The sequence below is a fragment of the Rhodospira trueperi genome (genome assembly GCF_900101965.1).
In the GTDB taxonomy this organism is placed as follows: Bacteria; Pseudomonadota; Alphaproteobacteria; order Rhodospirillales; family Rhodospirillaceae; genus Rhodospira; species Rhodospira trueperi.
This window is the reverse complement of the sequence record NZ_FNAP01000002.1, coordinates 118,815-139,299: the sequence shown is the minus strand read 5'-3', so window position 1 is coordinate 139,299 and position 20,485 is coordinate 118,815. Positions and strand designations below refer to the sequence as shown.

Below are 20,485 nucleotides of genomic sequence, written 5' to 3'. Positions count from 1 at the left end.
CACGCCCTGTTGCCCGCCTGCGCCCCAGGGCGTAGGGTTCGAGGGGTCTTTCTCGTTCCACAGGGAGTGCGGTCACCGTGCGTTATGTGAGCACCCGGGGCAAGGCCCCCGTTCTCGGCTTTGACGAGGTGGTTTTGACCGGGCTGGCCGCCGATGGCGGGCTGTACGTGCCCGAGGACTGGATCACCCTGGACGACGACGACTGGCGCGCCATGCGCGGCCTGCCCTATGCGGAGGTGGCCCTGCGGGTGATGCTGCCCTACGTCGGGGCCGCCCTGACCGAGGAGGAACTGGCCGACCTGCTGGAGGGCGCCTATGCCCGGTTCGACCATCCGGCGGTCGCGCCCTTGCGCCAGATCGGCCCGCACGACTGGCTGATGGAACTGTTCCACGGCCCCACGTTGGCGTTCAAAGACCACGCCATGCAGGTGCTGGGGCCCCTGTTCGACCTGCTGCTGACGCGCTCCGGGCGGCGCCTGACCATCGTTGGCGCCACCTCCGGCGACACCGGCTCGGCGGCCATCGAGGCCTGCCGCGACCGCGAGGCCATCGACATCTTCATCCTGCACCCCAAGGACCGCGTCTCGGAGGTGCAGCGCCGCCAGATGACCACGGTGCAGTCGCCCAACGTCCACAACATCGCCGTCAACGGCACCTTCGACGACTGTCAGGCGCTGTTGAAATCGCTGTTCGCCGATACGGCGTTCCGCGACGAGGTGAACCTGTCGGCCGTCAACTCCATCAACTGGGCCCGCATCGTCGGCCAAGTGGTCTATTACGCCTGGGCCGGCGTCGCCCTGGGCGCGCCCGACCGCTCGCTGGGCTTCAGCGTGCCGACCGGCAACTTCGGCAACATCTTCGCCGGCTATGTGGCGCGGCAGATGGGGTTGCCCATCGACCGGCTGGTGGTGGGCTCGAACCGCAACGACATCCTGACCCGGTTCCTGGAAACCGGCACCATGAGTCAGGAAAGCGTCGTGCCGACCATCAGCCCGAGCATGGATATCCAGGTCTCCAGCAACTTCGAGCGCCTGTTGTTCGAACTGTACGGCCGCGACGCCGACGAGGTGCGCGCCGCCATGGACAGCCTGCGACAGAACGGGGCCTACAGCGTGCCGGACGACCTGCATCAGGAGCTTCTGGGCCTGTTCCGGGGCCACCGCCTGACCGACGCCGAGACATCGGACGCCATGCGCGTGATTCTGGAGGACGCCGGTCTTCTGGTCGATCCGCATACAGCCATCGGCATCGTCGCCGGTCAGATCGCCGGCCGGCGCGACGAGGGCGGCGTGACGGTTTCGCTGGCCACCGCGCATCCGGCGAAGTTCCCCGACGCGGTGGAGAAGGCCACGGGGGTGCGTCCGCCGCTGCCGACGCGGCTGGCCGACCTGCTCCAGCGTCCCGAACGCGTGGTCGAGGCGCCCAACGACACCCGCGCCATCCAGGCCATCGTGCGCGAGGGGCTCAGGCGGTAGCGGGGCGGGTTTTCGACGCCAAGAGCGTGCGCAGAGACGTGGGAGCGCCCTGGACGCCCAGGGCGAACACCCGATGAAGAGCGCCTCAGCCTGACCGGCTGGCGGTGGTCAGAAGGCCGCCGATGCCGATAAAGGTCGCGCCGGTCACCCTGTTGAACCATCGCCCCGCCCGCGCCAGCCACGGCGCCAGCCGGTGCGCGGTGCCAGCCAGGAGGACCTCGTAAGCGAACTCGATGGCCGCGAAGGTTCCGCCCAGCACCAGAGCCTGGGACCAGAACCCGGCGCCGGGGGTCATGAACTGCGGCAGGAAGGCGGCGAAGAAGATCAGCACCTTGGGGTTGGACACGGCGACCGTGAATCCCTGAACGAACAGGCGCGCCGGACGGCTGTCGCGGTGTCCGGCCGGGGTGGCGTCCTCGACCGACGGCGGCGGGGCTCGCCACAGCCGCACCCCAAGCCAGATCAGATAACCGGCGCCGACCCACTTCAGCACCGTGAACGCCTGCTCCGACGCCGCCATCAAAGCCCCCAGCCCGGCCAGCGACAAGGCGATCAGCACCAGAAAGCCGGTGATCGCCCCGGCCGCCGTGAACACCGCCCGCCGCACGCCGAAGCGGGCGCCGTGGGTCAGCGACAACAGGCCGTTGGGGCCGGGCGTCAGGCTCAGGCCGACGCAAGCGATCAGATAGACGAGCCAGAGATCGAAGGGCATGAGGTTCGGAGCTCCGGGACCGGAAGAAGGACCTTCGCCTTACCGCCTTTCTCGGATCGAGTCCATCGGGACCGCCAATTCCGCCGCACGGACGCCGAGGGATCATGTGCCGGATGGGGGCGGGTCTCCGTCGTCCGAATCGGTGCCCTCGCCCTGTTCGCTTCGATCCGGAGACAGATGGTTCTCGAACGCACTGGCCTCGTCCTCGATCCAGTCCAGGAAGGCGACCACGGCCGGATCGTCGGCCAGCGCCTCCGGCGTCACCGCGTAGTAGGTGAAATCCGCCGCCCGGGACACCGCGAACGGCCGCACCAGACGGCCGGCCTCCAGGGCGTCGAACACCAGCGCCGAGCGCCCCAACGTCACCCCCAGACCATGCACGGTCGCCTGGATCTGGACGTGCGCGTCCGTGAACCGGGGACCCCGGGTGATATCCACGTCGGGCACGCCCAACCATTGCAGCCACGGACGCCACCACAGCCACCGTTCCTGCTCCAGCACGGTGCTGTCGTGGATCAGGACGTGGTGGCGCAGGTCCTCCGGCGTGCGCAGCGGCCGCGGCCCCGTCACCAGGGCGGGGGCGCAGACCGGAAAGACGGTCTCGTCCATCAACCGCCGCACGTGCAGGCCGGGATAGTGTCCGGTGCCGTAGCGCAGCCCGATGTGCATGCGGTCGCGCTCGTCGAACCGGACGGATTCCTGACGCAGGTCGATGTCCAGATCGATCTCCGGGTACTGCTCGCGGAAGCGGGCGAGCCGCGGCGCCAGCCACATCATGCCGAACGAGGGCAGCACGGACACCCGCAGCGAGCCCGCCAGGCGCTGCCCCGGCAGCCGGGCGACGGCCCGGGCCATGTGATCCAGCCCCCGGGTTAGGCCGGGCACCAACGTCCGGCCCTGATCGGTCAGCCGCAGCCCGCGCGGCAGGCGTTCGAACAGGGCAACGCCCAGAGTTTCTTCCAGTTGGCGCACCTGATGGCTGATCGCCGTGGGCGTGACCGCCAGTTCGTCCGCCGCCTGGGCGAAGGACCCGTGGCGGGCAGCGGCCTCGAAAGCGCGAAGGGCGGTCAGGGGCGGCAGGCGACGGACCATGATCGGGGCGCGGGCTCGCGAATGGGGCAACAAAAGGCGACCGTCATGATGCGACAAGCCGCGCGGGAAGGGAACGCCGCCAAGCCCGAATTCGGCTCATCCATGACCCGAGGACTCCTCGTTTGTGGTTCATCCGGCCCTGCCCCACCCTGACGCCATGGGCTGGCGCCTTCCGCGCCCGCCGACCGACCGCAAGGAGATCGCGCGATGACCCAAGCCCCAGGCCCTGGTTCCGGCCCCGCCACGCCGACCTTGGCGGCGTTGGCCGCCGCCGTGTCCGCCAGCCGGCATGCCACGGTGCGCGATCTCGTGACCGGCATGGCGCGCCTGATCGCCACATGGCACCGTCGCAGCCGTTCTCGCGCCCAATTGCGGACCATCGATGATCGACTGTTGCGGGACATCGGCCTGGACCGCGCGACCGCAAACGACGAGGCGCGCAAGCCTTTCTGGAGAGTCTGACCCCACGCGATGTGGTGGTTGATCGTGTTGCCAGACGTCCCGAAAGGATCCCGCAGCGGGGACAGAACCCGGCCGGTCCCGCCGGGTTCAAGGTGCGTCACGCCCTACCCGGCGGCGACCCTGGCCACACGGTCGGCGAAGACGCGCGTGGCGTCCTGAAGCTTGGCGCGGCTTTCGGCGCGGTAGGCCATGGCCTCCTTGGCGCGCTCGTCCAGGCGCTCGATGGAGCCGGCCACATCGTCCATCAACTTCAGCAGCACGTCGGTGGACACGCCGCCCTCGCGCATCTGCTCGTTCAGAAGGTCGGCGTTGTACTCCAGTTGTCCGGCGACCTGCTGAAGCACCTCGTCGGTCATCTCCCGCGTCGCCTTCAGGTTCTCCAGGCGCCGGCCCTGGCGGGCCTGTTGCACGAACAGCGCGATCTGCTGGCGGATGGCGGGAATGAACTGGGTCAGCGCCGTGCCCAGTTCCTCCATCACGACCCGCTCCATCTTCAGCGTCTGATAGACGGTGGGAATGGTGGTGCCCATGATCGAGCGCGTCTTGGTCAGGTTGGTGACCACCCGGTCCCAGTGGTCCAGGCGTTCGTGCCATTCGCGCTGGCGCATGGCGTCCATGAGTTGCTCGGTCTCACCACCCGAGGCGTCGGGGGCGCCGGCGTTGGCGGGACCCTGGGCGCGCCATTCCTCCAGCTTGCGGTGCCCGGCCTCGACATGAAGCGCCAGTTCGCGAAACGCGGCCGTGACCTCCTGGCCCATGTTGGCGAGCGTCTGAATGGCGATGGCGCTTTCGCGCTGGTCCTTTTCGAGTTGGGCCACGACCCGATCCACGGTCGAGCGCGCCGTTTCGAACCGCTGGCGGAACTTCTCCAGTTCCTTCTGGAAGCTGAACATCAGCCGGCTGACAAGGCTGTGATTGTCCTTGCGCAGGCGGTCGGCGCCGAGCCCCTTGTAGAGCATCTGCAACTCGACGAGCTTTTCATGCACGCCGTCCAGTTCGGACGCGGTGACATGCTCCAGCACCCGGTTGCTGTAGTCCGACGCCATCATCGCCGGCCCGGCCGCGAACCGATCCGGCTCCATGCCGTCCATTTTGGCCATGATCTCGGCGATGCGGGTGGCGGTCGCCTGATCGGCGGGATCGAGGTCCCGCACCGCCTCCGCGCCCAGATGTTCGATGGCCTCGGCCTCACGGCCGCTGAGTTGAATGACCCCGTTCATGACGGCGCTCCCCACGCTGTTGACCGCTCGCACTGTACCGCAGGCGGTGGGCGGATGCCATTGGGGTCCGTGGTCGGGCCGCCTATTCCTCCAGGCGACCCAACGCCTTGGCCAGCACCAGATAGACCTTGCCCAGGTCGGAGCCGATGAACAGCGCGGTCAGGATGTCGGCGCGCGCGGTGCCCCGGACCTGTTCCAGCAGGCTCTCATAGTCGGTGATGAACTGGGTGACGTAGCCCCGGAACTCGCGGTCGGTGTCGAACACCTCGCGCACGGCGCCATGCTGCTTCACCGTCATGACGCGAGCCAAATGGCGCAGGAAGACGCCGTGATCGCCCTTCTGATAACGCCGCCACAGGTCCTCGTCGCGCACCGGATTGAAGATGCGCGCGATATCCACGGCCGCGCTTTCCAGGCGTTCGATCATGAAACTGGCCTGATGCAGGAACGTCGTGACCTGGGCCTGTTCCATTTCCGTGTGCAGCAGGCCGGCCCGCGTTTCGGCCCTGTCGGCGGCCTCGATCAAGGTGTTGGCATGGCGCACGAACTCGGCGCCCAGGCGGCGGGTGGTGTCGGTGACCTTGTCGCCGGACAGCGCGAGCGTGTCGGCCTCCTGGCGAATGGCGGCGATGGCCTTTTCGAGGGTCGGCATCAGCGAGCGGGCGCGCTCGTCCGCCTCCTCCAGCGAGCCGCCGAGCAGGGCGGCGGCGCCACTGACGGTCTCGGCGGCCTTGTCGGCGGCGGCCTGAATGCCGTCGGTGGACTGGCGCAAGCGGTTGCCGGCCACGGTGGCCTGGGACAGTCCGCGCCCGGTGACCTCCTCGAACTGGCGGGCGTGCTGGTCCAATGTGCCGCCCATCTCGGTCATGCGCGCCAGCGAGCGGCCCATAATCGCTTCAAGATGGTCGGCGCGGTCGTCCAGCAGGTTGGCCACACCGGAGAGGGCGGCCGACGCCTGCGCCGAGCCGTCGGTGAGCACCCGCACCTTGCCCTCGAACACGTCGATGGTGGCGCCCACGCGCGCGTCGGCGCCGTCGGCAGCCTCCTCGATGGCGCGGGCGCGGTTTGCCAGCGTCTCTTCCAGACCCGCAAGGCCCGCGTTCACGGCGTCGATGACCTCGCGCATGGCCCGGGTTTCGGCGCGCACGGCCTCGGCAGCGTCGTGGGTCCGCCGAACCGTCTTCTCGCTGGTCTCCTCCAGGGTTTCGGTGTGCCGGGTCAGATGGGTGCCGACGTTTTCGAGTTCGAGATTGACCTGTCCGGAGATCCCCGCCAGTTCCGTCATGCGCTGGCGCAGAGTGTCGACAGTGTCCTCAATCCGGCTGGCGGCACCCTGGGCGGCATCGCCCAGATGGCGGCCGTGCTGCGACAGGGCGCCCTGCACGGTTTCAAGCTGCTGGCCGATGAGCCGCGCGCCCTCGCCCAGTTCCTCGCACTGCGCGGCAATGGCGGCGCGGATGGCACCGGCCTGCCGGCTGGCCTCGGCGGTGTGGCTCTCCAGCCCCTCGGCCTGCTCCCGGACGGCCGCGCCGGCATCGCGGGCACGGGTTTCGGCGCGCTGCACGGCGTTGGTCAGGGCGCGCATCATATCGTCCAGGGTGCTGGCGGTGCGCTGCAGGGTTTCGGTCGCCGAACTGGTGGCTGTGACCGCCTCCTGACCGCGCTGGGCGACGTTCATGGAGGCGTCGGACAGCTTGCCGGTGGCCTCGTCCACCGACGCGTTCATGTTCTGCACGCGGCGGGTGAAGACGCCCTCCATCTCCTTCAGACGCGCCATGGACTGGTCGGAGGCGCTCATCAGGGCGTCGGCCTGACGGCCGATGGTGTTCTCGATCACCTGGGCGCGGCTGAGCATCCGCTCGCTGACCTGATCGATGCCCTGAGAGCGCTGCCCCAGGATCTCGATGGTGGACTGGCTGGACTTCTCCCAGCGGGTCCGCAGGTCGTCCAGGTGCGTCTGCTGGCCGCTCAGGGCATCGCAGACCTGCTTGGAAAGGGTCGCCAGCTCGTCGCCGAGCGTCCGCCCCTCGCGCAGCGAGCGGGTCATGGCCTCGTTGACCGCCTGAAGGGCCCCGCCATGCTCGCGCGCCTGCTGACCGGCCAGCGTCAGGTCCTGGACGTGCTTGCGCAGGCTGTCATCCAGCCCGCGCGTCTGCGCCATCATTTTTTCCGCCGCGTCGTTCAGGGTCGCGCTTTGCTTTTCCAGCGTCTCGCCAGCGTCCCGGGCACGGCTGACCGCGCGTTCGGTGGCATCCTCCAGGCCGTAGACTTGGCTTTCGGTGTCGCGGATGACCTGGGAGATGTCCTCGCGGAACTTGTCGGCAAGGGAACTGAGCGCCGCCACTTCGTTGCGCAGGCCGTCGCGCACCTGTCGGGCCTCGGACAGCGCTTGGCGCGACGAGTCCGTCAACAGGCGCGCCTGTTCGGTGAGCGACTGGGCGATGTCGCTCATCTGGCCGCGCGCGGTATCGGAGGGGTAGGCCAGCTTGCGCAACTGGTCGCGCAACACCAGGGCCTCGCGGCCGTAGCGGCCGTCGCGGGAGAACACCGCGACAAGCGCCCAGGCCAACGCCACCGGGATCAGCCCGCCGGCGGCGAAACCCGCGAACTCGTGCGGCAGAAGCATGAGCAGATTGCTCCAGCCCACGCTCTGCTGGACGTAGAAGCCGAAAAAGGCGAGCCAGAACAGCGAGAACCCGGCGGCGATCCAGGACCGCCATTCCACGCTGTTGGGCAGGTCCAACGGCGGATCGGGCGGCAGGGGCGGCACGAACGCAGACGCCTCGGTGCCCGCACCGGCACCGGCCTGTCCGCCGACGAAGGACCGCACGGGCCCCGTCTCTGGCGGTGCGTCGTTCGAGCCGTTCGGCGACCCGGCCGGAATGCTGGGGCCGGGCACCCGGTCGTTGTCGGCGATCAACCGGGGGGCACGCGGAAAGCGGCCAGGATCGGTTTCCGCCTTCGGGGATCCGATGCGCCCGGTGTCTTCTTCCGGATCGATTTCGCGGGTAGCCATGGCGACTCGCCCTTGCTGTCAAGGCCATCTTGACAGAAGGTACCGCATTTGAGTCAGGATTCCAACAGGTTATTGCAGAGTCTTGAGTCTCGAGTCAAAAGTCGCCTTCTATCCGCGCATTTCACGATCCCGGGGACAGGCGCGTTGCCACCACCTTCTGGTAGAGACCGCCGAAGAACGTCGACTTGCGCCATGTGAACTGCTTGGCCAGGGCCGGCGGCGCGTAGGAGGCGATCTCGTGCTCGCTCAGCGCCAGGGCAAACGGCTCCAACAGGCGCCAGACCAGGATCATGATCGGCCGCAACGGATGCGCCCAGTGCGGCCCGTGGTAATCGACGAACACGGTCTTTCCGCCCGGCCGCGTGGCGTCCAGCAGGCTCTTGACGATGCGGTGCTTGTAGTCCTCCGGCACCTCGTGCAGCAGGAAGAAGCAGCACACGCCGTCATATTGGCGGTCGCGGGGCTCCGCCGCGTCGGCCAGGCCGACCCGGGCGGTCGGATGGCCCGCCAGCTTCTTGCGGCAGGACTCGATCTGGTTGGTGGCCACGTCGGTCACATGCAGCGTGCCCTCCGGTCCCAGGACCTCGGCAAGCTTCTGCGAGAATGTGCCGTAGACACAGGCCGGCTGCAGCACGGTCTGGCCCGGCTCGAACTCCGAGAAGCCGGCCCGCATGAGCCGGTTCATGTTGCCCCACAAAATGGCCGACACGACCAGGGAGGTGTCCAGAAACCGGCTGTAGGCCGGCGTCAGGTAGGCCCACGTGTAGACCCGGCTCAGGTATTCCGGAATGGCGGGCGCCAGCACCGGGGTGGGGCGCTGCGCCTCGACGGGCGCCGGCCGAGAGGCCGGCAGCACGGCGGGATCCTCCGCAAGAGGATCAAGCGGGAACTCGGGTGCGACCGCATGGGGTTTGTTCATCGACCTGTCCTAAGAAGTGTTGACGCACAGCAAAACGCACAACGACAGAAAGGGGCGAGCCAAACGCTGGCCGTCGGTTTCGTCCCTCCTGCCTTCTCCCTACTATCTTTCTTCACCCGCGCTTTGACGTTTCCCGGCATCTCCCGGCGGGACCGGCGCGGCATCGGTCCCGGCATTGGGTACGAATGACGGGGGTGGCGGGATCTCGCCACGCGCAACGGCGTTGGCCCGCCGTTCGAACGCGGTGATCAGGCGGGGCGCCATCTCGCCGTACGTGGCCTGGAGAAGCTTCTGAAGCATTCGCGAATGCACTTCAACCACAAGGTCCAGTTTGGCCCGGCATTGTCCAGGTCCAGCAGTCTCCAAACCCCACTCCATGCGCAGGCTGCGCATCGGGCCATCCTGCGAGGCGACGACAATCCGATCCGGGAACGTCAGCGCCGTGTGGGAGATGAAATCCAGCTTGGCGGGGCCGATTCCCAGGCTCTGCCGGGTTCTGTACCCGTCGGCGGTGTGCCCGATGATCCGCGCCGCCTTCCACAGGGGGAGGAAGGACGGATAGGACTCCACATCCGCGACTAGGTCAAAAATCCGTTCCCGTTCATGCGGGACGACCCGCTGCACGGACTGTCTCATGCGCCTGCTCCAACACCCCGCGCGGTCGGTCCCGTCGAATGGGGCCGACCGCGCTGCATGATGCCTGTTCGCACTCGCACCGTAAACCGCCGCTTCACCGGAATTTCATGATTTCGTGGCATAGGAGCCGGAAACCGGTGCGCCGCGTGGCCGATGAGATAGGCCGTCCGGCATAGGCCTGTGACCGGTCCTGACCGGAGGGAGGACGAGTCGTCATGCCTTCGCGGGGGCGATCCGCCGCACGAGGGATGCCTTGGTCCGGGACCGGACGCGCGGTCACGGTCCTGGTCTGTCCGCTGGATGGCGTCAACGGCGCCGACGGCGGCCTTGGCGCCAACGCGGTCTGGCGCGCCCTGCGTCGGCGCGAGGGACTGCGAGCCCGGATCGTGCCCGGCAGCCCGACGGCCAACCTGACGCGGGACGGCGGACTGGTGGCGCTGCTGGCCCGTACCCAGCACGTCGGCCGGACGTGGCTGACGGACAGCGGCGCGGATGCCCTGATCTGGGGCCAGCGGGCGGGCAACATGCTGCGGCTGTCCGTCATCAGCTCGGACCCGCGCCGCGCGGCGGAGGAGCCGTTGGGCCTGCATCCCTGGTCCACGATCCAGGTGCCGATGCCGATCACCGAAACCGCCGCCGAAATCCTGCATGCCATGGTTCTGATCGCGGTGACGCCGTCCCGCGAATTGGCGTCGCGGACGCGGCGACATCGTCGCCGGGCGCTGCGGCACGCCATGGCCAGGGCCGAGACCCGGATGCTCGGAGGGCGCGCCCGGTCCGGTGTCATCGTGGAGGGCTACCGCGTCGCGCTCGGGCTGGTGCAGCGCGCGCACGGTCTGCTGACCCGCGATCCCGTCCGGCTGGCGCGGGCCGTGCGTCTGATGGAAACGGGACTCAACGGCCTGACGAAGTCTTGGCCGACCGACCTGCTCGCGCTGGCGCGGCTCGATTGGGCGGATACGGTGCTGGCCCTGCCGGACGATCCCGGCGCGGACGCCGGTTTCGCCGCCGCGTTGGCCGACGCGCGGCTGGACACGGTCGTGGCGGCCTGCCGGGCCGGGGCCGCGCGGCTGTCTCCCATCGCCTTGCCGGACGCCTATGCCGCCGCGCACGTCAGTCTGGCCCGCGCGCTGTGGCGCAAGGCCGGACGCGACGGAGACGCGGACGGCTTTGACGCCGCCCTGTCGGCCCTGACCGCCGCCGCCTGGGTCTGGACCCGCGACGGCGATCCGGAACGGCGCCGCATCCTGCTGACGGCCATGGGCGCAATCCTGCGGGATCGTGTGATTCACGCCAGCGGTGGCGATGCTTCCATCCGGGCGGTGCTGGAGATGATTGCCCCCGACGAGGACATCGTCCTGCGGGCCTGGGCCCAGGCGGCCCTGGGGGTGACCCTGATATGGTCGAAGACGGGCGCCGCTGATCCCGGAGCCGACGCCATGGCGGCCCTGGGCGAGGCCGTGGCGACGTTCGAGTCCCTCGGCATGACGGACGCGGCGGGCCTTGCGCGGACCCAGATGGACGGCGCCGCCGACGCGTGGGCGCATCGCGTGGCGGCGGCCGATTCGACCGGGCGCATCGTTGCCTTCCAGCGCCGCCGCGCGTGACGGAGGCCGGACATCCGCAAGACACGCCATATCATCGCTGGCGCTGCCGAACGAATGCTTCCAGTTGGGACAACTGGGAATCGCTGACGTCGAAGCGAATGTGCGTGTTGCTTTCCGTGCGGGCCACGATGACCGCCATCGTCTGCCCCAGGTCGGGAATGTCGATCATCAGTTGGTGACCCCGCTCGCCGTCCACCGAGCGGTCCAGCGTGCCCAGACCGCTGAAGGACATGTCCTGCAACAGGCACGAGCGCGCGTCACCGCCGCCGAGATCGACACTCACGGCAATGTTGACGGTGCGCATGGCATGGGTCTCGCGCTCTTCCTCGCTGCCCGACCGAATGATCTTCTCCAGTTCCTCCAGCATGCGCACGACGCGGACGCACACCGCCTCGGCGGATTCCCGCACGTCGCGCGCGTGACCGCCCGTGGTCTCCGCGCTGCGCGAGACCTCGTCAATGTTCTGGGAAGCGTCCTGCGTGCTGTGCGCCGCCTGCTGGGCGTTCTGGCTGATCTCGCCGGTGGCGGCCGCCTGCTGTTCGACAGCCGCCGAAACCCCGGTGGTGATCTCGTTGATCTCAGCGATGACCCGCACGATGGCCTGGATCGCCTCGACCGCCGCGTTGGTGGCGGTTTGAATCGTGCTGATCTGCCGGGCGATATCGTCGGTGGCGGTGGCGGTCTGGTTGGCCAGCGTCTTGACCTCGTTGGCCACGACGGCGAAGCCCTTTCCGGCCTCGCCAGCGCGCGCCGCCTCGATGGTGGCGTTCAGCGCCAACAGGTTGGTCTGCTTGGCGATATCGCTGATCAGGTTGACCACCTCGCCGATCTCGTTGGCCGCCTGGGCCAGACCCTCGACGCGCTCGTTCGCGCTCCCCGCCTCGCGCGACGCCCGGTGGGCGATGTCGGAGGCGCCGTTGACCTGTCGGCTGATCTCGGCGATCGAGCTGGCCATCTGCTCCGCGGCCGCCGCCACCGCGTCAACGTTGGCGGCCGAGTTCCGCGACGCCGTGGCGGCGGCGCCGGCACCGTCCTCCGTGTGAGCCACAACCTCCGCCATTTTCACGGCCGTATCGTGCATCACCTCCGACTGGCTCCGCACTTCAGAGATGGCCCCGCGCACCTGCTCATCGAGAGCGTTCGTCAGCGCGATCATCTCACTCTTGACGCGACGCGCGTTGCGCCGGTGCTCGGCCTCCTGATCGACCTGCATTCGCTCGATTCGGTGGCTGTTTTCCTTGAACACCGCGACGGCGGCGGCCATGGCACCGACCTCATCCTTGCGGTCGCGGCCCGGAACCTCGACCGTCAGATCGTTGTCGGCCAGACGTTTCATGGTGGCGGTGATGGCCCGGAGTGGCCGCGTGATGGACCGCCCGATCAGCAGGGCCGCGACGACCCCCACGACCAGCGCCAGCACGGCGCCCACCAGCAACAGCGTCTTTGCGAACATCCGGTCGTCACTGGCGCGCGCCTCGGCGGCGGCCTGCGCGTCCTCAAGACCGGATTCCAGGGCCTGCCGCGCCTCTTCCATTCCACGCGTGGCCCCATTTATGGCCTGGGTTTTCACCACCAGTTCCTCGAACATGCCCTCCAGTTGATCGCTGAGATGGGTTAAGGTCTGGTCCAATTCCACCACGTTCCAGGGATCCGTCTGGCCGATGCGCGCGATCAGGTCTTCGCGGATGGTCTTGAACGCCGCAATATGTTCGCGCACATTGGGGACGATCGAGTCGTCGCGCTCGTCAATGAACTCGATGATATGTTCGCGTACGATTTCGGCGGCGGCGCGCAGGTCACTGCCGACCCGGATGGTGTCCTGGGCCGTGTCAAGGGTCGTGAACGACCTGGTGGCGGCCTGGGAGGCCTGATCGGCCATCGCCCCTGCGGCCGCCCGGGCCCGACCGCTGATGTCGGTCAATGTCCGCAGGGTACGGTCCAATTCCCGTTCCGCGGCCGCGCCGGCCTCGGCAGCGGCGCCCAGTTCCTCGACAAGCTCGATGATCCGCTCCAGCGCCCGCCGATAGTCCTGCGTCGCCTGCGAGACGATGCCCACCAGGCTGGCTGTCGGCCCCTGTCCGGCGTTTCTGCGCACTGACAGGGCCCCCAGAAACAAAGCCTTGGTGGCCTCGCGTGCGGCCTCGGCGTCCTCCGGGTCGCCGGTGCGCAGGAACACCTCCTGCTGGATTCGGGCCCGGGCGGCCGTGTTGTGCAAGTCCGTCAGGGTCACCAACTGCCCCGTCAGTTCGGACAGAATGTCGCGAGACGCGAAATTCTGTTGCGCCGCCTTCAGACGCGCTGTCTGAAACCGGCTGAGCCGGGTCACCGCGTGGTCCAGCGCCTCTGACGCCTCACTCATCGTCGCGACCGTGGCATGGCGTTCCGCTTCCAGTGCGCGCTCCTGGGCGGCAATCTCGTCGAACGCCGTGAACGCGGCGATGACACCCTCACTGGCCTGCGACAGCTCTTCCCGTCCAATGGCATCGATCTCGCTGACCGATTCGCCGAGCCGTTGGACCGTGTTGGTCAAACGCTGGATCGCCGCCGCCGCCTCCGTGGCGCGGGCTTCCGTGTTGACGCGCCGATATTGCTCCACACGCAGGGTTCCGGCGTACACCGCGTCCTCGACGGAGCGCGCGACGGCCCGCATTGCGGCCGCCGCCTCTTGCTCCGCGATCGCGTTGGTCGCGGTCTCGCGCGCCTTGGCGAGACGTTCCGCCCGTTCCGCGGCAACCTCCCCCACGGTCGCCGACAGGTCTTCTTCCACCACCCTGACCGTGGAGGCGGTGGCATTGACCTCGCGTTCATTGGCTTTAAAGGTCTCGAAGTTGGCTTTGTAAGCATCGACCGCGTCGCGAGCGATCATGACCTGAGGCCTGATACTGTCGTGTTCGAGCAGTCGACTCAGCTGGCCCGTCATTTTCTCGATTTCGTTGTACACGGCCCCTTCCACGTCCGCGCTCAGATCCAACCGGCCCTGCAGTTCGTGCTGAACCACCTTGCCCAAACCAATCTGGGCATCAAGGCCGGTTCTTTCGATTCCGAAGGCGGTATTGCTGCTCTCCAGGGAGCGCCAGCCGATGGCGGCAACCACCATGGTCAGCAGAAGGACAAACAGAAATCCCGTTAAGATGCGTGTCGAAAGAGTCACGGCTCGGATCCTGCGAAAGGGCCGGGCAACGAACGTGCCTTGGCGCCAACAGGGAGTGGCACATAGCAAGCGCACGGCCGCCGCCTTCGCGGGCAGTCGAGAAGAGGGGTGATGCCGGCTCCGCGCATCGGGCATCCAGGGCCTGGAGCCGGCCGGCCTGCTCAGAACAGGTTTTCGACGTTCACGCCGACCGTGATGGCGCCAATGGCCTCACCCGTTTGCGGATCGACGATGGTCTTGCTGACCTGGGACAGGAACGCCTCGGCGCTGTCGTCGAACTCGACCTCGTCGATGAACACCGCGTCAGGGCCGACCGCGTAGGTCTTCTGCCACTTGTCCTCGTCCCCCTGCCAGAAGTCGGAGGTGATGTCCGACTGGCCGACGTTCAGGCCCCGGTTGTCCATCACGAACATCTCGGAGACCTTGCCCTCCATGGCGGCCTTGCGCTCGGACAACAAGGTTGACAACTCGTTGCCCAGGATCCGGTCGATGAGAGGACCGCTTCCGCTCTCGGCTTCTTCCCGCCACGTCTTGTCGAGGGCCTCGACATCGCCGTCGGACAACCCGGCATGCTCGGCGTTGCTGGCCTTGACCGCGTCCACCACGGTGGCGTCGGACAGCCAGGGTGCAATCTCCGTTGCGAGCAGCGCTTCCAATTGCGGCCGAAATTCGTTCGCGGACGCCGAGCCAAGCCACATTGCGGTGACCCCGACAAGGGCCACGGTCGAAACCAGTGTTTTCATGGTTGGGTGTCCTCCCGGTGGTTTGGGGAACTTGCGTCCCTCTAACGCGCCTGTCGGTCGCATCGTTTCTTCATGGAAACCATGTACGTCCGTCTGAAAGGGCGGCGAGAACGTATGGTTCCATGCGAGGAATGAACCAGCGGCGCTCGTGCGAACAGAAAGAGATCCGCAATAGGTGCTGTGTCAACCATACAGTTTTCGCGGCATGGCTTCCACACTGAAAAAGGAGCTTCAACTCGGAATCGCATGACCAGTTGTCTGCGGCCGGTTTGCGCCGCAGCAGGATTCGGCGAACCCGCTTCGCTGGCCGGGGCTGGACGAGGGGGGGAATCAGGTTAGAATGCCTGAGGAACGACAGGAGGCTGTTTTTTCGTGTGCCCTTTGTTGTTCCAAGTCCTGCCGGTTCGCCGTCAACACAGGGCGGAGCGGCGGGCGGTTTCGTTGTTTTCCGGGTCCCGCGCGGTCGGAATGGGCGGGACGACCGGAGGGGCCGGGGTTTGAGGGGCTCTGCACATGTTCGGTCGGGCGGGATTCGTCCGTTGGGGTCGTGTTGGAGCGGTGGTCGCCCTGCTTCTGCTGTTGGGGTTGGCCGCGACAGACTCGCGCGCTCGGGCCGTTGAATCCTTGCGTGTCGGCAGCGAGTTGGACTACCCCCCGTTCGCCATGGTCGATGACTCGGGGGCGCCGACCGGGTTTTCCGTCGATCTCTTCCGTGCCGTGGCCGAGGTCATGGACCTGGACGTGACGTTCACCGTCGGGCCTTGGAACGAGCTTCTTGAGGACTTGCGCGCCGGTCGATTGGATGCTCTGCCCTTCGTCGGTATCTTCCCTGATCGCGACGAATACCTGGACTTCTCGGTGCCCGTGGTGGTGACCCACGGCGCGGCGTTCCGGCGCGACGACGGTCCGCGCATCGAGTCCGACGACGATCTGGCCGATCTGCGCGTGGCCGTCATGCGCGACGATGTCGGGCACGAGTACGCGCGATCCCGTCCCTGGGGCGGGGATGTCGAGACCTTTGACAGCCTGGGCGCCGCGTTCGACTGTCTGGCCGCCGCCGCGTGCGACGTGGTCGTGGCCCCCCGACTCCAGGGCTTGCTGCTGATCAAAGAGCGCGACCTGGACGGCATTGCCCCCGCATCCCTGACGCTGGAAGGGTTCTCGCTGGCCTACGCCTTCGCGGTGCGCGCCGGCGATGCCGGCCTGCTGGCGAAACTGAACGGCGGGCTGGCCATCGTCGCCGCCGACGGCACCCTTGAGAGGCTACACCGGACGTGGCTGCCCGAGATCGAATCCCGGCGTGTGATTCCGGTCGAGGTCCTGCTGCCCTATGCGACCGGCGGGCTGGCGGTTTTCCTGCTGGTCGTGACGGTCCTTTATGTCAGACAGCGGCGCGCCACGGGTCTGGCGGATACGCGCGGACGGTCCCTGTGGCGACAGGCCGAACACCTGCGCCAGTTGGCGGCACGTCTGGACGACGAGCGAGCCCGCGCGGAACAGGCGCGCGCCGAGGCCGATGCCCTGATCCGGGTCATGCCGGACCTGTTCTTCCGGCTCGATGCCGAGGGCCGATTCGTCGACCTTCACGACCCGGACGGTCTCGCCCTCCGCGACCTTGACCACCTGCGCGGCCAGAGCCTTGAGGCGGCGCTGCCGGAAGATGTCGCCCAGGCCGCCCGTGAGGCGCTGATGCGCATGCATGAGACGGGCGAGGCCCAGCCCCTCGACTACGCCCTGGACCTGCTGGATGGCAAAACCCACAACTTTCAGGCTCGGCTCGCCCCCATGGAGGATGGCGGCAGCCTCGCCGTCATTCGCGATGTCACCGAAGAACGCCAGCGCGAGGCGGACGTGCGGCGGGCCGCCGGCGCCATGGCCACGGTCAGCGCCGCCAAGAGCCGCTTCCTGGCGACGCTCAGCCACGAACTGCGCACGCCTTTGAACGCCATTCTCGGCTTTTCGGAGGTGCTGTCACAGGAGATGTTCGGTCCGTTGGGCAGCGATCAGTACCGACAGTATGCCAAGGATGTCCACGTCTCCGGGCAAGCCCTTTTGAGACTGGTGGATGACCTGATGGACATCACCCGGATCGATTCCGGCCGGCTGGCGCTGCACGAGACCGCAGTCGATCTGGGGGCCGTGGTGTCGAGCAAGGTTGCGGTGTTGACCGGCCTCGCGTCGGCCAATCGCACGGAGATTCGCGTCATCGCGCCGGACCATCCGGTGCGGCTGTGGGCCGACGAAGGGCAGGTTCAGCGCATGGTGGTCAATCTTCTGTCCAACGCCGTGAAGTTCACGGAGGCCGGGACCGTCGAGGTCTCTATCGAGGATCAGCCCGACGCCGGGGTTGCCCTGGTGGTGGCCGATACCGGCATCGGCATGTCGCCCGATCAGGTGGCGAACCTGGGCGATCCGTTCTACCAGACCAGCCCGGACGTGGCCCGTGGGTCGGGCGGCTATGGCCTGGGCATTGCTTTGGTCAAGGAAATGATCACCCTGCACGGTGGCCGGCTGGACCATGAAAGTGTGCTGGACGTCGGTACCACCGCACGCCTGATCTTTCCGCCCGACCGCCGGCTGTCCAACGCCGTGGTTCCCGTGACCGTCGCGCAATCCACGACGGTTTCCTGACCGGCGCCCGGGCTGCTCCGTCACCGTCGGGGGTCAAGACGGGCTCATTCCGCTCGTGACGCCGGCCAACCCCTGTTACCCTGACCGGGATCGCCGATGCGCGTCCCGCGTACGGGCACCGCCTCGTCCACTGCCCTGACATGGAGAGAGCCATGCCGAAGCCGTTCCGTTCCATTCGGAGGTCCTTGTCCGACCGCGTTTGCCGTGGCGTGGCGGGTACCGTGGCCCTGGTCGCGATGATGACGGCGGCATCCGCCGCCCACGCCGGCCTTGAGGTCTGCAACCACACCAGTGTCGCCCGCTGGCTGGCCATCGGATACCTGAACAGGGACGAGGTCTGGTCCTCGGAGGGCTGGTGGCATGTGGAGCCGGGTGACTGCGTCAAGCCCATCGAGGACGACCTGACGCAACGGTACTACTATTACCGTGCGGAGGATCCGAACGAACAGTTCGAGGGCGATGGCTTTTTTTTCTGTGCCGTGCCCGATGCCTTCAACATCGTCGGCGATTCGGATTGCACGCGCCGGGGATACCAGGAGCTTGATTTCCGCGAGGTGGACACCGGCGACAGCGCCGTCACCTTCACGCTGGTGCTGAACGCCCGCACCGTACCGGGCGCCCGGCCCATGAACTCCGAGGGATCCGGGGGGAGCGCGCCGCCGCCCGACGAGGAGATCGCCGCCGTGCCGAATGCGCCGCCCCCGTCGGCTTCGGCCCCGTCGGCTTCGGCCCCGCAGACACCGGACACGGCCGACGCCGCGCCGCAGACACCGCCCGAGTCTCCGTTCGGGGCTCCGGCGGCCGACGGCGGCGCCAGTCTGTCCTCCGCCCACCAAGCCATCCAGGGGGCATGGCGGTCGCTGGATGACCGGGCCGCGCGAATCACGTTCGACGAGGACCTTTACGCCTCCTATCACGCCGGCGACCTGATGGAGACCGGCCCTTACGAGGTGGCCACGGCGTGCCCTGGGCAGGGCGGCGGGGAAGACGGCGATCCGGTGATCGTCGTCCGCCTCGTCGAGGAGAGCGCGCCACAGTGCTACGGCGTCCTGTATGTCGACGGCAGCACTCTGGAGTTGCTTGCGCTGCCCCGCGGCAATCTCCTGCGCTATGAGGCATCGGAATAACGCACGTCGCCCGGTGTCTCCCCCGCCCTTCATCGCCCATCCTGTCCAAGAAACGCGAGGTTCGGACCCGTGAGCACGGATCGATTCGAGGAAACCCTGTACCCCGGCTGGCGCCAGGTGTTCGCCGTTGACCGCTGGATCCACCGCGAGACCACCGCGCATCAGGATCTGGCCATCTTCGAAAGTCCTGTTTTCGGGCGTGTGCTGGCGCTGGACGGGGTCATCCAGATCACCGAGGGCGACGAGTTCATGTACCAGGAGATGATGGTGCATGTGCCGATCGTCGGGCACGGCGCGGCACGGCGCGTGCTGATTGTCGGCGGCGGCGACGGCGGATGCCTGCGCGAGGCGCTCAAACACCCTGATATCGAGCCCACTTTGGTGGAAATCGATGCCGGCGTGGTCGAATTCTCCAAGCAGTGGATGCCGGCCATCGGCAAGGCCGCGCTGGAGGATCCGCGCGCCCGCATCGTCATCGCCGACGGCGTGGATTTCATGAAGACCAGCGCCGAGACCTTCGACGTCATCATCATCGACAGCACCGATCCGCATGGCCCCGGCGAGGTTCTGTTCACCCAGGACTTCTACACCGACTGCCACGCCCGCCTGTCCGAACGAGGCGTTCTGGTGACCCAGAACGGCGTGCCCTTCACCCAGGGCGAGGAACTGACGACCTCGTGGCGGCGGTTGGGCGCGGCCGGGTTCGCCGACGTCGGATTCTATGTTGTGCCCGTGCCCAGCTATGTCGGCGGCTTCATGGCCCTGGGCTGGGCCAGCAAGGATCCGGCGAACCGAGCGCTGAGCGCCGAGGAGATCGACCGCCGCACGGCCGGCCTTGACCTGCAAACACGCTACTGGACTCCCGGGATCCAGGGGGCCTGTTTCGCGCTGCCACGCTACATTCAGGACCTGATGCGGTAGCCGCCCTGAGGCATCGGCGCTTGGGATGCTGAATCCACCCTATGATTCTTGGGCTTATTGTGTATTCTGTTCGGCGGTCGGTTGCGATGGGCGCGACCTTGGGACTCTGCCAAAAATGGGGGAAGCTTCTCCATGCTGAAAAAGACCTATCTCGCCACGGCCGCCGTGTGCGTGGCCTTTGCCATGTCGTTCTCTGCTCCGGTGGCTGCGGAAGACGTTACCGCTGCTGGGCAGCAAATCGCGGACGCCGGGGAATGGGTTCCCGTGAGCGTGCGTGGCCAGGGCATGAACGCGCGGTTCTCCTGCAATGCCGTCACGGAACGCGCGGATCGTGCGTGCGTGTTCGGTCCGCCGCGCAGCGTCAGCGAGTGCGTGTGCGAGGACAAGGAACTGGGCCGGACCATCTGCTACGTCATTGCTGAGTGCCACGGCGGCGCCCAGTAAGGATCGCGGTTGGGGTGCGGTCTCCCCCCACGCGTCGGGAACCCACCCCCAACAGCGCCGCCGCTGGCTGGCGGCGGAGCCGCGTCGGCGGGAGAGGCCTCTCCCGACCGGCCCGTTGTTCGTTCCGCGACTCGTCGGTCTCGAGTCTGTCCGGAGGTGACTGCCTCCAGGGCATGGTCGGGAAAGGCGGCTGCTTCCGCCGTCGGCTGTGGAGAGTCGGCATACCGGGGGGACGGGAATGGGCAGACGGTATGCGAGTGTCGGCGATCCATTGATGCAGAAGGCTAGGCGAGAGCACGGGCGTTTCCGGGCTCACGGCGTGGTCTTGG

At 67.6% G+C, this 20,485-nt stretch carries 15 protein-coding genes and 1 pseudogene; 7 read left to right on the top strand and 9 right to left on the bottom strand.

Annotated elements, in window-relative coordinates; genetic code table 11:
* The first annotated feature begins 77 nt into the window (after window positions 1-77).
* On the top strand, window positions 78-1,475 hold the full coding sequence (thrC, locus tag BLS85_RS03975) for a threonine synthase (protein WP_092782492.1): 1,398 nt from the start codon (window positions 78-80) through the stop codon (window positions 1,473-1,475).
* Window positions 1,476-1,560: 85 nt separating this feature from the next.
* On the opposite strand, the gene BLS85_RS03970 is transcribed toward thrC, so the two are convergent.
* Complete coding sequence (locus tag BLS85_RS03970; RefSeq protein ID WP_092782489.1) at window positions 1,561-2,187, bottom strand: LysE family translocator; 627 nt, start codon at window positions 2,185-2,187, stop codon at window positions 1,561-1,563.
* Window positions 2,188-2,289: 102 nt separating this feature from the next.
* Entirely contained in the window at window positions 2,290-3,309 is a 1,020-nt protein-coding gene (gene gcvA / locus BLS85_RS03965; protein WP_245699065.1) for a transcriptional regulator GcvA, read from the bottom strand.
* Window positions 3,310-3,486: 177 nt separating this feature from the next.
* Between gcvA and BLS85_RS19265 the strand changes: the two genes are divergently transcribed.
* A complete protein-coding gene (locus tag BLS85_RS19265; protein WP_218128284.1) occupies window positions 3,487-3,741 on the top strand; it encodes a DUF1127 domain-containing protein in 255 nt (84 codons plus the stop codon).
* 104 nt (window positions 3,742-3,845) lie between these two features.
* Here the strand turns inward: BLS85_RS19265 and BLS85_RS03955 are convergent, their stop codons facing one another.
* The 4 genes from BLS85_RS03955 to BLS85_RS03940 form a co-directional block, all read right to left on the bottom strand.
* The gene (locus BLS85_RS03955) at window positions 3,846-4,961 is read right to left on the bottom strand and encodes a toxic anion resistance protein (RefSeq protein WP_092782483.1); all 1,116 of its coding nucleotides are present in this window, start codon (window positions 4,959-4,961) and stop codon (window positions 3,846-3,848) included.
* 82 nt (window positions 4,962-5,043) lie between these two features.
* Entirely contained in the window at window positions 5,044-7,977 is a 2,934-nt protein-coding gene (locus tag BLS85_RS03950; protein ID WP_092782480.1) for a coiled-coil domain-containing protein, read from the bottom strand.
* Window positions 7,978-8,098: 121 nt separating this feature from the next.
* A complete protein-coding gene (gene rquA, locus BLS85_RS03945) occupies window positions 8,099-8,896 on the bottom strand; it encodes a rhodoquinone biosynthesis methyltransferase RquA (protein WP_092782477.1) in 798 nt (265 codons plus the stop codon).
* A 102-nt stretch (window positions 8,897-8,998) separates the two neighbouring features.
* Entirely contained in the window at window positions 8,999-9,532 is a 534-nt protein-coding gene (locus BLS85_RS03940) for a type II toxin-antitoxin system RatA family toxin (protein ID WP_092782474.1), read from the bottom strand.
* Between the two features lie 248 nt (window positions 9,533-9,780).
* Here BLS85_RS03940 and BLS85_RS03935 point away from each other — a divergent pair, with 248 nt between their 5' ends.
* The gene (locus BLS85_RS03935; RefSeq protein WP_092782471.1) at window positions 9,781-11,139 is read left to right on the top strand and encodes a hypothetical protein; all 1,359 of its coding nucleotides are present in this window, start codon (window positions 9,781-9,783) and stop codon (window positions 11,137-11,139) included.
* A gap of 31 nt (window positions 11,140-11,170) precedes the next feature.
* Here BLS85_RS03935 and BLS85_RS19830 read toward each other — a convergent pair whose 3' ends face one another.
* From BLS85_RS19830 to BLS85_RS03925, 3 genes and pseudogenes are all read right to left on the bottom strand, one after another.
* Entirely contained in the window at window positions 11,171-12,220 is a 1,050-nt protein-coding gene (locus BLS85_RS19830; RefSeq protein WP_483880071.1) for a methyl-accepting chemotaxis protein, read from the bottom strand.
* 177 nt (window positions 12,221-12,397) lie between these two features.
* Window positions 12,398-12,592, bottom strand: a pseudogene (locus BLS85_RS19825) (HAMP domain-containing protein); the annotation flags it as partial.
* Window positions 12,593-14,451: 1,859 nt separating this feature from the next.
* Window positions 14,452-15,033, bottom strand: coding sequence for a hypothetical protein (locus tag BLS85_RS03925; protein WP_218128282.1), 582 nt, complete (start codon window positions 15,031-15,033; stop codon window positions 14,452-14,454).
* A 558-nt stretch (window positions 15,034-15,591) separates the two neighbouring features.
* On the opposite strand from BLS85_RS03925, the gene BLS85_RS03920 reads away from it, so the two are divergent.
* The 4 genes from BLS85_RS03920 to BLS85_RS03905 all read left to right on the top strand — a co-directional run bounded on the left by BLS85_RS03920 (window position 15,592) and on the right by BLS85_RS03905 (window position 20,156).
* A complete protein-coding gene (locus BLS85_RS03920) occupies window positions 15,592-17,664 on the top strand; it encodes a transporter substrate-binding domain-containing protein (protein WP_176793346.1) in 2,073 nt (690 codons plus the stop codon).
* A gap of 185 nt (window positions 17,665-17,849) precedes the next feature.
* Window positions 17,850-18,791: a DUF1036 domain-containing protein gene (locus BLS85_RS19015; protein WP_218128281.1), complete on the top strand. Its 942-nt coding sequence runs from the start codon at window positions 17,850-17,852 to the stop codon at window positions 18,789-18,791.
* A 69-nt stretch (window positions 18,792-18,860) separates the two neighbouring features.
* The gene (gene speE, locus BLS85_RS03910) at window positions 18,861-19,712 is read left to right on the top strand and encodes a polyamine aminopropyltransferase (RefSeq protein WP_092782462.1); all 852 of its coding nucleotides are present in this window, start codon (window positions 18,861-18,863) and stop codon (window positions 19,710-19,712) included.
* Between the two features lie 132 nt (window positions 19,713-19,844).
* Window positions 19,845-20,156 carry a hypothetical protein gene (locus tag BLS85_RS03905; RefSeq protein WP_092782460.1) on the top strand — a complete coding sequence of 104 codons (312 nt, stop codon included), beginning with the start codon at window positions 19,845-19,847 and terminating at the stop codon, window positions 20,154-20,156.
* Window positions 20,157-20,485: the final 329 nt, after the last annotated feature.

Excerpts from the sequence above, each read along its gene's own strand:
- BLS85_RS03905 (WP_092782460.1), top strand. The coding sequence starts at position 19,845 with ATGCTGAAAAAGACCTATCTCGCCACGGCCGCCGTGTGCGTGGCCTTT.
- BLS85_RS03950 (WP_092782480.1), bottom strand. The coding sequence starts at position 7,977 with ATGGCTACCCGCGAAATCGATCCGGAAGAAGACACCGGGCGCATCGGA.
- rquA (WP_092782477.1), bottom strand. The coding sequence starts at position 8,896 with ATGAACAAACCCCATGCGGTCGCACCCGAGTTCCCGCTTGATCCTCTT.
- BLS85_RS19265 (WP_218128284.1), top strand. The coding sequence starts at position 3,487 with ATGACCCAAGCCCCAGGCCCTGGTTCCGGCCCCGCCACGCCGACCTTG.
- BLS85_RS03935 (WP_092782471.1), top strand. The coding sequence starts at position 9,781 with ATGCCTTGGTCCGGGACCGGACGCGCGGTCACGGTCCTGGTCTGTCCG.
- BLS85_RS19830 (WP_483880071.1), bottom strand. The coding sequence starts at position 12,220 with ATGCACGATACGGCCGTGAAAATGGCGGAGGTTGTGGCTCACACGGAG.
- BLS85_RS03955 (WP_092782483.1), bottom strand. The coding sequence starts at position 4,961 with ATGAACGGGGTCATTCAACTCAGCGGCCGTGAGGCCGAGGCCATCGAA.
- BLS85_RS03970 (WP_092782489.1), bottom strand. The coding sequence starts at position 2,187 with ATGCCCTTCGATCTCTGGCTCGTCTATCTGATCGCTTGCGTCGGCCTG.
- BLS85_RS03925 (WP_218128282.1), bottom strand. The coding sequence starts at position 15,033 with ATGAAAACACTGGTTTCGACCGTGGCCCTTGTCGGGGTCACCGCAATG.
- BLS85_RS03940 (WP_092782474.1), bottom strand. The coding sequence starts at position 9,532 with ATGAGACAGTCCGTGCAGCGGGTCGTCCCGCATGAACGGGAACGGATT.